Genomic DNA, 11,576 nt, shown 5'->3' with positions numbered 1-11,576 from the left:
GAGAGCCGAAGAAGCGTCCTCGAAGCGGGAAAACAGCGCCGACAGCGACCCTGGAACGTCGAAATCACACAACCGCCGCCTTCAGTGCGCAGGATGGCTTCGGCGCGCCTGGTATTTCAGCAGCCTGCTAGTGGTGCGGCTACGGCGCCACCCAACTTCCCGACTTCCCCCCATGCTTCTCCAGCACATGCACATCGGTGATCCGCATCCCCCGGTCCACCGCCTTGCACATGTCGTAGATCGTCAGTAGCGCCACCTGCACCGCCGTCAACGCCTCCATCTCCACCCCCGTCGGCCCGACAGTCTCGACGGTCGCCGTACAGACCACTTGCGGCACGCTCCCCGCGTCGGCAAGCGCAAACGCCACAGCCACCCGCGTCAACGCCAGCGGATGACACAGCGGAATCAGATCACTCGTCTTCTTCGCCGCCTGAATCCCCGCAATCCGTGCGATGCCCAGCACGTCGCCCTTCTTCGCCGTCCCCGATTCGATCAGCGCCAGCGTCGCCGCCTGCATCTCGATGCGCCCGGTGGCGACGGCCACGCGGTGGGTTGCGGGCTTGCCGGCCACGTCGACCATGTGGGCCTGGCCCTGGGCGTCAAAATGGGTGAGAGTGCTCATGGTGAACGTTCGTTTTGAAGATGCATCATACGAGCCCGAGCCACAGACGAGGAATGCCGCGCTTGACTCCCCATCGCCCCACGAAAAGCCCGCCGATGCCTGCCTTGCGGTCGTTGTGCGCTACTTTTTTGATAGCCTCCCAGGTGCTGTTGCCGGTGCCCGCGCTGGCGCAGATGCAGCAGATCCTGCCCGGCATGGGCGATGGCGGCGAGATGACCGCCAGCGCCGAGCGCCACCTCGGCGACCAGATCGCCCGTGAGCTGTACCGCGACACGGACTACATCGACGACCCGGTGATCGCTGCCTACGTGCAGGACATCTGGCAGCGCCTGCTGGCGGCCGCCCGCGCGCGCGGCGAGCTCACGCCCGAGCTCGACGAGCGCTTCGCCTGGACGATCCTGCTGGGCCGGGACCGCAACATCAATGCCTTCGCGTTGCCCGGTGGCTACCTCGGGCTCAACCTCGGCCTGGTGGCGGTGGTCGGCAGCCGCGACGAGCTGGCCACGGTGCTCGGGCACGAACTCTCGCACGTCACGCAGCGCCACATCTCGCGCATCATGAGCAAGCAGGGCAAGCAGATGCCATTGATGATCGCGGGCCTGATCCTCGGGATGATCGCGGCCGGCAAGAGCCGCAACGGCGACGCAGGCCAGGCCGTGATCATGGGCAGCCAGGCGCTGTTCATGCAGAACCAGCTGAGTTTTTCGCGCGACATGGAGCGCGAGGCTGATCGCATCGGCTTCGGCGTGATGACGCAGGCGGGCTTCGCGCCGCAGGGCGCGGCCGCGATGTTCGAGAAGCTGCAGTACGCCTCGCGCCTCAACGACAACGGCTCGTACCCCTACCTGCGCAGCCACCCGCTGACCACCGAGCGCATCTCCGACATGCAGGGTCGCTTCCAGTTCCGCATGGACGCGGCGCCGCCGGTTCCGCTGGCGATGGACCACGCGATGATCGCTGCGCGCGCCCGCGTGCTGACGCGCCCGGGCGTCGACGTGCTGCGGCTCTGGATCGAATCGGCCTCCAGCGGTGAGTTCGCGAAAAGCTCGCCGGCACAGCAGGCCGGCACGCTCTACGCGGCGGCGATGTCGGCCAAGGAAATGCGCGACTACAAGAACGCGCGCACGCTGGTCGAACGACTGGTCGCGCGCACGGCGGAAGACCCGGCTGCGACGAAGCAGGCGCGGTGGCTCAACGCGGAGATCGAACTGGCCGCAGGCGCCGCGCCCAAGGCGGCTGCGCTGCTCGATGCCAAGTCGAAGGAGCGGCCCGAGATGATGCTCGCTGCCGAAGCCGCCACGGCGATGCGCCAGCCCGCGCCGATGATTCCTGTCTTGCGCGACTGGGTCGCCGCGAACCCGCGCGATGCCACGGCGTGGCGCACGCTCGCCAATCTCTACGGTGCCCAGAACGACACGCTGCGCGCGGTGCGCGCCGACGCCGAGGCGAACGTGGCGATCCTCGACTACCCAGCCGCGCGCGACCGCTTCAAGGCCGCGCAGGAACTCGTCCGCCAGTCCAAGGTGGTCGACCACTACGAGGCATCGATCATCGACACCCGTGCGCGGGCCGTGGAGGCGTTGGTGAAAGAGCAGGCCGCGGAGCCGCCGCTGAAGTGACGTAGCGCGGCAGCCGCTGCAGATTCAGCGCTTGGACAGCAGCCCGCCCAGCGCGGACTCGATCAGCAGCCCCAGCAGCGAATACAGCAGCGAGCCGATCAGCGCGGCCAGGAAGCCGCTGACGTGAAAGCCGCTCAGCAGCCCCGACGCGGCCCAGAACAGCAGCGCGTTGATGATGAACAGGAACAGCCCGAGCGTGACGATGGTGACCGGCAGCGTCAGCACCACCAGCACCGGCCGCACGACCATGTTGAGCAGGCCGATCACCGCGGCCGCGATCAGCGCGGAGCCGAAGCTGTTGACCTGGACACCGCTGTAGAGATAGGCAACCGCCAGCAGCGCCACGGCGCTGAGCAGCCATTTGATGATGATGCGCATAGGGCGCTCAGGATACCCCAGGGCCCACAAAACAACGAGCCCCGGTGCGTTGCCGCACCGGGGCTCGTCCAGAGAGACTCGTCCTGCCTTACTCGGCCAGTTCGTTCGCCAGCACCAGCAGCGCGCCCATGCCCATCACTGCGCCGGGAAAGGCCCAGCCCGATTGATGGGCCGGTGTCTGGTCGGGCGTTACCGGCTCCAGGTCGACGCCGATCTTCGGGCGGCGTGCATCGACCACGTGAACGGCCGAGTGCTCGCGCTTGAGCTGTGCCGTCAGTTCGGTCAGCGGGCCCTTGGCCAGCACCGGGGTCACCTGGCCGCCATTGCGCTCCAGCAGCGGCAGCATCTGCGCCTGCACCTTGCTGAACCACTTGGCGCGCCAGTTCTCGCGCGCGCTGTGGCTCACCCACTTGCTGATGCGATGCGTCATGCGCGGCGCGCAGGCCACGAGCACCCAATGGCGCGCCACGACGGTGCTCGCGTCCGGAGCAAGTTCGGCGAACTGCTCACAGGCGTAGGTGACGTCGTCGACATAAAGAATGATCTTTTCCATGGCGTGCTCCTTCAGGTAGTTAGAGTGACAGAGACTGGTTTGGACAGGAAGTTCGTGGTTGAGCAGTGACCACCGGCTCAGCCGGTCGTCACCGCCTGTTGTTCAGGCTTGTTGCGGGCGTGGCGCGCAGCCACCCACTTGCCGATTGCCAGCACCAGCAGCGCACCGGCGATACCGGCGGCGTACTTGACCACGTCGGTCTGCGGCACCTTCGGCACCCAGGTCCAGGCGGCGGCGTTTGCCAGTGCGGGGTCGGACACGGCCATCGTGCCGGCGATCCAGCCGAGCAGCATGCCGCCCAGCGTGATGATCATCGGGAAGCGGTCCATCAGCTTGATGACCAGCTGGCTGCCCCAGACGATGATCGGGATGCTCACGAGCAGGCCGAAGATCACGAGCGGCATCTGGTGGCCGTCGCCCGCGCCTTGCGCGGCACCGGCAATGGCGATCACGTTGTCGACGCTCATCACGAGGTCGGCCACGATCACGGTCTTGACCGCGCCCCACAGCTTGTCGCTGCCGGTGATGTTGCCGTGTGCGTCGTCGTGTTCAGGGGCCAGCAGCTTGACGCCGATCCACAGCAGCAGGATTGCGCCCACCAGCTTCAGGAACGGAATGGCCAGCAGCGTCAGCGCGAAGAAGATCAGGATGACGCGCAGGATGATGGCGCCCGCTGTGCCCCAAAGAATGCCCTTGGTGCGTTGAGCTGGCGGCAGCTTGCGGCAGGCCAGCGCGATCACGACGGCGTTGTCGCCACCCAGCAGGATGTCGATCATGATGATCTGACCGACCGCGACCCAGAACTCCGGGGTCATGAACATTTCCATAGATTCCTCTTTTGTCTTTGCGCCCCAGCCTCTCCCTTCAGGGGCGACGACGGAAGGCGCATGCCGATGCGTTTCGATTCATCCCGTACGGGAAGGTCGAAAGCGAGGAATGAAGTCCGGGGGTGACACCGGGAGCTTGCGAACGCTTCGACCAAACCTGCACAGGTTCAAATCGAAGGTCTCGCTCGACAGCGCCCGCGCGAGTGCGCGTACGTTGTCCGGCAGGCCGGAAGTGTTTTGCTTCGTATTGACGACCTGACGATTCGCGCTGCCGTGGACAGCGGTCGGGAGCTACTCCCCTTCGTGGGGCGGATTAGAGCATCGAAGCTCCCGTCGCTGCAATCGAAAGTTTCCACGGGCTTAAAGAGAACGCCTTGGAAATGCTGATGGATAGGGCGTTTGACGCTCTGCTTTTCATAGCAATCTTGTCCCTTCGGCGTTTCAGGACATTGCCGGACTATGATCGCCGTCCGCTGCTTTTTCACGTTCCATGGCCGCCATACACATCACCGACATCGAGGCCGCCATCAATCACTGGCGCGAGAAGACGCCGTCGCCCGACGGGGTCACGCTCGGTCCCGAATTGCGCGCGCTGGCCGAGGTCTACGCGCTCATGGTTTTTCACCACGAGGACGAAGTCGACGAGGTCGGCTTTCCGCCCAAGGCCTGGGCCGCCTGGATGGCCTGGTACGAGAGCACGCCCGACACGCCCTGCATCGCGATCTGCTCCACCAGCCAGGGCGACGACGAATGCAAGGGCTGCGGCCGCACCTTCGACGAGGTGCAGTTCTGGCCCGGCATGACACCCGTCGAGAAGCGCGCCACGTGGCGCCGCATCACGATGGAAGACTCGGCCTGGCGCTTCAACCGCTATGCCGAACGCGCACGCGAGGCAGAACCGCCGCCGTCCGCCGCCGAGCCTGAGCTCGATCCCGACGACGAGAAAAACTGGGCCCCCTGACCATGCGCCGCCTCGCGCAAGCCCCCAACCTCGCGATCGCGACCGTGTGGGTGCACGCGCTGCGCGAAGAGGGCGTGGCCGCCACCGTGCAGCGCGAATTCCTCGGCGCGGTGATGGGCCAGCTGCCACCCGACCAGTGCCTGCCCGAGATCTGGATCGACGACGAGGCCCAGTTCGATCTGGCCAGGAGGCTGCTGCACGAGTTGCAGCACCGCCCTCAGCGCAGCTGGCTGTGCGTGTGCGGCGAGCAGGTCGAAGGCGGCTTCGAGCAGTGCTGGCAGTGCGGCGAGATGATGCCGGCCGCCTAGCCGCGCGGTATTACTTCCAGCGAAGCAGTTCGACGTCGATGCTGTTGACGCCGTCGCCCAGCGTCAGCGTGTTTTCCTGAATGGTCGCCTGCAGCTGCATGCTGCGCTGCGCCAGCGCGGCCAGCGCCTGCGAGGCATTCGTCGGCACGCGATAGACCTTCAGGTTCTGCGGCCGCGTGAGCTTGTTCTCGATGCCGCGCCACCAGATTTCTGCCGCGTGGTTGAAGCAATAGACGATCACCTCGTCAGCCTTGCCGCAGGCCTTGATGATGGGCTTGTCTTCCGGCTGGCCGACCTCGATCCAGATCTTGACCTCGCCCGTGAAGTCGCGCAGCCACACGTCGGGCTCGTCGACGTTCGACAAGCCGGCGCCGAAGGCCAGCGTGCCGTCGCCCTGGCAGATGTCCTGCAGCTGGTGCGCGTTGAGCGCGAGCGCGACCAGCCGGATCATCATCCGCTCGTCGGTTTCGCTCGGGTGGCGCGCCAGGGTCAGCGCATGGTCGGCGTAGTAGCCGTGGTCGATGTCGGCCACCGCGAGGGTGGCCTTGAAGATGGTGGACTTGAGGGCCATCAGATGCGCTTGGCCAGCTCGGCAGCCTTGCCGACGTAGCTGGCCGGCGTCATCGCCAGCAGGCGGGCCTTTTCCTCTTCCGGAATCTCCAGCGAGCGGATCAGCCCGTGCAGCGCCTCGGCCGTCACGGTCTTGCCGCGCGTCACTTCCTTCAGCTGCTCGTAGGCGCCCTGCACGCCGAAGCGGCGCATCACGGTCTGGATCGGCTCGGCCAGCACTTCCCACGAGGCGTCGAGGTCTTCGGCCAGCGCTTCCTCGTTGAGCTCCAGCTTGCCCAGGCCGGTGGCCAGGCTGGCGTAGGCCAGAGTGGCATAGCCGAAGGCCACGCCGATGTTGCGCAGCACCGTGCTGTCGGTCAGGTCACGCTGCCAGCGGCTGATGGGCAGCTTCTCGCTCAGGTGGCGCAGCACCGCGTTGGCCAGGCCCAGGTTGCCTTCGGCGTTCTCGAAGTCGATCGGGTTGACCTTGTGCGGCATCGTCGAGGAGCCGATCTCGCCCTTCTTCAGGCGCTGCTTGAAGTAGCCCAGGCTCACGTAGCCCCAGATGTCGCGCGAGAAGTCGATCAGGATCGTGTTGGCGCGGGCCACCGCGTCGAACAGCTCGGCCATGTAGTCGTGCGGCTCGATCTGGATGCTGTACGGCTGGAAGCTCAGGCCCAGGCCCAGCGGCGCGGGCGTCTCGATGACCTTGCGGCTGAAGGCTTCCCAGTCGAAGTCGGGCCAGGCGGCAAGGTGGGCGTTGTAGTTGCCGACCGCGCCGTTCATCTTGCCCAGCAGCTGCACCGAGGCGATCTGCGCGCGGGCCTTCGACAGGCGCACCGTCACGTTGGCGATTTCCTTGCCGACCGTGGTCGGGCTGGCGGTCTGGCCGTGCGTGCGCGACAGCATCGACACGTTGGCGAACTGGTGCGCCATTTCGCGCAGCTTGGTGATCAGGCCGTCGATGGCCGGCAGCACCACCTTGTCGCGCGCGGCCTGGATCTGCAGGGCGTGGCTGGTGTTGTTGATGTCCTCGCTGGTACAGGCGAAGTGCACGAACTCGGCGGCCGCAAGCAGCTCGGGCCGGGCCTCGAACTTGGACTTGATCCAGTATTCGACCGCCTTCACGTCGTGGTTGGTGGTTTTCTCGATTTCCTTGATGGCCAGCGCGTCGGCCTCGGAAAAGTGCGACACCAGGCCCAGCAGGTACTTGCGGGCGCCGCCCGTCAGGGGCTTGAATTCGGCGAAGCCGCAGTCGGACAGCGCAATGAACCACGCCACCTCGACTTGCACGCGCCGGTGCATATAGCCCTGTTCACTCATCAGCGGACGCAACGCCGCGAGTTTGGCCGCGTAACGGCCATCAAGGGGGGAAAGGGCGGAAACGGTGGAAAAGCTCATGCCCGAATTTTAGGCGGCCGGCGGTCCGTGGGGCGGTACCGACACATTGGGGTCGATTTGGGGCTCTGGTTTTCCCGTTCACCTAAAATGACTATTAACAAACGTCATTAAAGCTAGGGAGAGAGCCTTCATGAAACTGATCGGATCCGCCGCCAGCCCTTATGTGCGCAAGGTGCGCGTGGTGCTGGCCGAAAAGCGGCTCGATTACCAGTTCGTGATCGAAGACGTCTGGGCTGCCGACACCACGATCTCCAATTCCAACCCGCTCGGCAAGGTTCCCTGCCTGATCATGGAAGGCGGCGAGGCGATGTTCGACTCCCGCGTGATCGTCGAATACCTGGACACCCTGTCGCCGGTCGGCAAACTGATTCCGCAGCAGGGCCGCGAGCGCGCCGAGGTCAAGACCTGGGAGGCGCTGGCCGATGGCGTCATGGACGCCGGCGTGCTCTGGCGCCTGGAAGCCACCTGGGCCGGCCGCAACGACGGCGAGCGCAGCGCGGCCTGGATCGAGCGCCAGCGCACCAAGGTCGAGGACGGCGTTGCCGCCATGTCCAAGGGCCTGGGCGACAAGCCCTTCTGCAGCGGCATCCACCTGAGCCTTTCAGACATCGCAGTGGGTTGCACGCTGGGCTGGCTTGACCTGCGCTTCCCCGAAATCGACTGGCGCGGCGACCACGGCAACCTCGCGAAGCTGTTCGACAAGCTGATGCTGCGGCCCAGCTTCATCGACACCAAGCCCTGAGAAACGAGCTCTGAAGAAAGGCGCCACGCGGCGCCTTTTTCTTTTCAGCGCTTGCGCAGCGTGTACTGCACCACGTCGATGTTCGCCTGCGAGAACGCGGCCTCGCAGTAGGCCAGGTAGAACTCCCAGATACGCATGAAGCGCTCGTCGAAACCCAGCTGCAGGATGCGGCCGCGCTGCCCGAGGAAGCTCTCGCGCCAGCGGCGCAGCGTCTCGGCGTAGTCGGCGCCGAAGGCGAATTCGTCCACCACCTCCAGCCCCGCGGCCTCGGCCTCGCGGCGGAACTCGCGCGGGCACGGCAGGCAGCCGCCCGGGAAGATGTACTGCTGGATGAAGTCGGTCGAGTCGATGTAGCGGTCGAACAGCAGATCGTCGATCACGATGCTCTGCACGCAGGCGCGGCCGCCCGGCTTGAGCAGCCGGCTCACGCTCTGGAAGTAGGTCGGCCAGTACGCGCGGCCCACGGCTTCCACCATTTCGATGGAGCACACCGCGTCGAAGGGGGCGTCGGCGATGTCGCGGTAGTCCTGCAGGCGCAGGTCGGTGACCAGTCCGGCGGTGCGCTCGCGGGCGTAGGCGAGCTGCTCGGTCGACAGCGTCACGCCCGTCACCGAGGCGCCGAAGTCCGTCGCCGCCATCTCGGCCAGCGCGCCCCAGCCGCAGCCGATCTCGAGCACGCGGTCGCCGGGTTGCACGGCCGCCAGTTCGAGCGCGCGGCGCACCTTGGCGCGCTGCGCCTCGGGCATTGGCTTGGACAGGTCGCCATCGAACCAGGCCGACGAGTAGTTCATCGTCTCGTCGAGCCAGAGTTTGTAGAACGCGTTGCCCAGGTCGTAGTGCGCGTGGATGTTGCGCGAGCTGCCCGCCTTGCTGTTGCGGTTCATGAGGTGCCGCACGCGGTACAGCAGGCGGCCGGGCCAGCTGCCGTACACCACGTCCTCGATGGCGCGGCGGTTGGCGATGAACACCTTGATCAGCTCGGTCAGGTTGGGCGTGGTCCAGTCGCCGGAGATGTAGCTCTCGGCAAAGCCGATGTCGCCTGACTTGAGCGCGGCCTTGCAGGCGTTCCAGTTGCGCAGCGTGAGCGACGCCGTGGGGCCGCTGCCCGGCGTGGCGCCGAAGTGCCGCACCGAGTCGTCGGGCAGGCGCACGGTGAGCGAGCCATGGGCCAGCCGCTGCAGCAGGCCGAGTACGGTGCGCGCGGCGGCGGGCGCGCCCTGGGGCAGCGAGAAGCGGGACGCGGTTGTTGTGGACGTCATGGATTCACCTGCTGCTGCTGGTTGTCGCGTGAAACGAAGTGCGTGGGCGGCGCCGGCCTGGCGACCAAGGGCACGCGCTTGACCCACAGCTTCGCAGCCTGCCAGTGGATGCGCGCGATCAGCCCGAAGGTCATGGCCGGGTAGCGCCACAGCGCACGGCGCACGCTGGCCGCGGTCATGGGACCGAGGTCGCCGCTCACGCTGGTCTGCAGCAGCGGGCCGTCGGTGTCGTCGTGGTCGATGCGCACCACCGTATGTGCGCGGCCGGCATCGACGAAGAAGCGGAAGCGGTAGCTGCCATGGACGCTGCAGAAAGGCGAGACGTGGAAGGCTTTCGTCGCCTGGAGTTCTTTGCCGTACACCGGGCGGTCCAGCAGGTAGCAATGGCGCTCGCCGAAGGTGTTGTTGACCTCGACCACGATCGCCCGCAGCGCGCCTTCGGGCGTGTGGCAGTACCAGAAGCTCACCGGCTTGAAGGTGTAGCCGAACACGCGCGGGTAGCAGTGCAGCCAGGCTTCTCCGCCGGCGTCGTGGATCTGGTGGGCGGCCAGCAGGTCGTCGAGCCAGGCCAGCGCGCCGCCTTGCTCGGGCGGTCGGCCGTCGCCGTGATCGACGTCGTGAAAAGAGATGGCGGCCGCGCGGTTGAGCGCCACGGCTTTGCTGCCGTGCTCGCGCAGGGCGCGCATCGGCAGCATCAGGAAGTAGGTCGGATAGACGAAGGCGTTGCGCGCCGGGCGCAGGCGTGTGTGGCGGACTTCGCCGAAGCCCATCAGCGGCATGGTCTGCGTGGGTGTCATGCTGCAAGCCTCGCCGTCGTCGGGTTCTCGCCGGCGGAAAGCCGTGCGCGCAGTCCTTCGGCCACCGCCAGTCCGGCCTTGAGGCCGTCTTCGTGGAAGCCGTAGCCCATCCACGCGCCGGCGAACCAGGTGTTGCGCTGGCCTTGCAGGGCGGGCACCTCGGCCTGCGCGCGGATCGCGGCGAGGTCAAGCACCGGGTGGTCGTAGTCGTATTCGGCCATGACCTGACTACGCTGGACTTCGCGCACCGGATTCAACGAAATGACGACCGGTTGTTCCCAGGGCAGCGGCTGCAGCTTGTTCAGCAGGTAGTGCAGGCAGATGCGGCCCGATTCGCGCTCGCCGGCTCGTTCGTAGTCGGCGCGCTCGTAGTTCCAGGCGGCCCAGGCCGCGCGGCACTGCGGCAGCACCGTTGCGTCGGTGTGCAGCACGGCATGGTTCGACTGGTAGCGGATCGCGTCCAGCACCGCGGCCTCGGCGGGGCTCGCGTCGCCGAGCATGGCGAGCGACTGGTCGGAGTGCGTGGCCAGCACGACGTGGTCGAAGCGCTCGACGCCTGCGTCGGTGGCCACCAGCACCCCGGCGTCGCTGCGGGTGATGCTGCGCACGGGGGTGTTCAGGCGCTTGTCGGGCAGGCCCGCGACGATCTTCTCGACGTAGTGGCGCGAGCCGCCGCGCACGGTGCGCCACTGCGGCCGGTTGGCGATCTGGATCAGGCCGTGGTTGTGGCAGAAGCGGATCATGGTCGCGACCGGGAACCTCAGCATCCGCGTGGTCGAGCAGCTCCAGATGCAGCCCATCATCGGCAGGAAATACCACTCGCGAAACGCCGTGCCGAAGCGGTGGGCGTCGAGGAATTCGCCCAGCGGCTGGGCCATTTCGCCCTCGGTGCCGGCCTCGGCGATGCGCGTGGTCAGGCGGTTGAAGCGCAGCAGGTCGCCGAGCATTCCCAGGAAGCGGCGGTCGAACAGGTTGCGCCGCTGCGCGAACACGGTGCCGAGGCTGTTGCCGCTCCACTCCAGCCGGCCGCCGCTGTTGTCGCGCGCGGCCTGGACCGAGAACGACATGTCGGACGCAGCCGTCTCGACGCCGAGTTCGGCGAAAAGACGGATCAGGTTCGGGTAGGTGCGGTCGTTGTAGACCAGGAAACCGGTGTCGACGCCATGGGCGACCCGGGTGGTGTCGGCGGAGGAGCGTGGAAGCTCGATCGTTGCCGTATGGGCGTGACCACCGAAGTAGTCACTGGCTTCGAAGAGGGTGACGGTGGCCGCGTCGCGCAGCGAATGCGCTGCGGCCAATCCTGAGATGCCGGCGCCGATGACGGCGATGCGAGGGGGCCGCGTCATCGCGAAACCCCAGCCCGGCTGGAAGACAAAAATGCTGCGAGGCGCCCCGACGCGAAGGAGGGAGGGAGGGAGGAGGAGAAGAATCGCCTCGGGATTTCGACCAGACGGCAGGCGCCCGGAAGACCTCGCAACATGAAAACTGCTGGGCAATCACTGCCCACCCAAGTTAGGAGCGCGACATCCGCGGCACGGTTCCCGCGCGTTTGGTAAACGT

At 66.6% G+C, this 11,576-nt stretch carries 13 protein-coding genes; 4 read left to right on the top strand and 9 right to left on the bottom strand.

The genetic code is table 11. The features are described from left to right. Positions 1 to 139: 139 nt before the first annotated feature. Positions 140 to 622, bottom strand: coding sequence for a cyclic pyranopterin monophosphate synthase MoaC (gene moaC, locus ACZYSP_RS33275; protein WP_097197643.1), 483 nt, complete (start codon positions 620 to 622; stop codon positions 140 to 142). Between the two features lie 53 nt (positions 623 to 675). Between moaC and ACZYSP_RS33270 the strand changes: the two genes are divergently transcribed. Next, positions 676 to 2,241, top strand: coding sequence for a M48 family metalloprotease (locus tag ACZYSP_RS33270; RefSeq protein WP_489018834.1), 1,566 nt, complete (start codon positions 676 to 678; stop codon positions 2,239 to 2,241). A gap of 24 nt (positions 2,242 to 2,265) precedes the next feature. Here ACZYSP_RS33270 and ACZYSP_RS33265 read toward each other — a convergent pair whose 3' ends face one another. The 3 genes from ACZYSP_RS33265 to ACZYSP_RS33255 form a co-directional block, all read right to left on the bottom strand. Next, positions 2,266 to 2,619, bottom strand: a complete 354-nt coding sequence (locus ACZYSP_RS33265; protein ID WP_093055261.1) for a phage holin family protein — start codon at positions 2,617 to 2,619, stop codon at positions 2,266 to 2,268. Between the two features lie 88 nt (positions 2,620 to 2,707). Continuing rightward, positions 2,708 to 3,172 (bottom strand): hypothetical protein, encoded by a 465-nt coding sequence (locus ACZYSP_RS33260; protein ID WP_093055263.1) that lies wholly within the window; start codon positions 3,170 to 3,172, stop codon positions 2,708 to 2,710. Positions 3,173 to 3,249: 77 nt separating this feature from the next. Next, the gene (locus tag ACZYSP_RS33255; RefSeq protein ID WP_093076270.1) at positions 3,250 to 3,999 is read right to left on the bottom strand and encodes a TerC family protein; all 750 of its coding nucleotides are present in this window, start codon (positions 3,997 to 3,999) and stop codon (positions 3,250 to 3,252) included. 490 nt (positions 4,000 to 4,489) lie between these two features. On the opposite strand from ACZYSP_RS33255, the gene ACZYSP_RS33250 reads away from it, so the two are divergent. Together ACZYSP_RS33250 and ACZYSP_RS33245 are read left to right on the top strand one after the other, a co-directional pair. Beyond that, on the top strand, positions 4,490 to 4,960 hold the full coding sequence (locus ACZYSP_RS33250; RefSeq protein ID WP_093055267.1) for a DUF3717 domain-containing protein: 471 nt from the start codon (positions 4,490 to 4,492) through the stop codon (positions 4,958 to 4,960). 2 nt (positions 4,961 to 4,962) lie between these two features. After that, positions 4,963 to 5,268, top strand: a complete 306-nt coding sequence (locus tag ACZYSP_RS33245) for a putative signal transducing protein (RefSeq protein ID WP_093055269.1) — start codon at positions 4,963 to 4,965, stop codon at positions 5,266 to 5,268. Positions 5,269 to 5,278: 10 nt separating this feature from the next. Here ACZYSP_RS33245 and ACZYSP_RS33240 read toward each other — a convergent pair whose 3' ends face one another. Next, a complete protein-coding gene (locus tag ACZYSP_RS33240; RefSeq protein WP_093055271.1) occupies positions 5,279 to 5,839 on the bottom strand; it encodes a YaeQ family protein in 561 nt (186 codons plus the stop codon). Beyond that, positions 5,839 to 7,218, bottom strand: coding sequence for an adenylosuccinate lyase (purB, locus tag ACZYSP_RS33235; RefSeq protein WP_093174419.1), 1,380 nt, complete (start codon positions 7,216 to 7,218; stop codon positions 5,839 to 5,841). Before purB ends, ACZYSP_RS33240 begins: the two co-directional genes overlap by 1 nt. A 130-nt stretch (positions 7,219 to 7,348) precedes the next feature. Between purB and ACZYSP_RS33230 the strand changes: the two genes are divergently transcribed. Next, a complete protein-coding gene (locus ACZYSP_RS33230; RefSeq protein WP_093174417.1) occupies positions 7,349 to 7,960 on the top strand; it encodes a glutathione S-transferase N-terminal domain-containing protein in 612 nt (203 codons plus the stop codon). A gap of 44 nt (positions 7,961 to 8,004) precedes the next feature. Here ACZYSP_RS33230 and ACZYSP_RS33225 read toward each other — a convergent pair whose 3' ends face one another. Genes ACZYSP_RS33225 through ACZYSP_RS33215 form a run of 3 tightly spaced genes read right to left on the bottom strand, consistent with a single transcriptional unit; the run spans position 8,005 to position 11,362 of the window. Then, on the bottom strand, positions 8,005 to 9,219 hold the full coding sequence (locus ACZYSP_RS33225) for an SAM-dependent methyltransferase (RefSeq protein WP_093055277.1): 1,215 nt from the start codon (positions 9,217 to 9,219) through the stop codon (positions 8,005 to 8,007). After that, positions 9,216 to 10,016 carry a DUF1365 domain-containing protein gene (locus ACZYSP_RS33220; RefSeq protein WP_489018829.1) on the bottom strand — a complete coding sequence of 267 codons (801 nt, stop codon included), beginning with the start codon at positions 10,014 to 10,016 and terminating at the stop codon, positions 9,216 to 9,218. Before ACZYSP_RS33220 ends, ACZYSP_RS33225 begins: the two co-directional genes overlap by 4 nt. Further along, entirely contained in the window at positions 10,013 to 11,362 is a 1,350-nt protein-coding gene (locus ACZYSP_RS33215) for an NAD(P)/FAD-dependent oxidoreductase (RefSeq protein WP_489018827.1), read from the bottom strand. Before ACZYSP_RS33215 ends, ACZYSP_RS33220 begins: the two co-directional genes overlap by 4 nt. Positions 11,363 to 11,576 lie beyond the last annotated feature (214 nt).

The sequence above is a fragment of the Variovorax sp. F042 genome (assembly GCF_057814215.1).
Note: the sequence above shows the minus strand (reverse complement) of the source record. Positions and strands in the feature narration are given on the sequence as shown.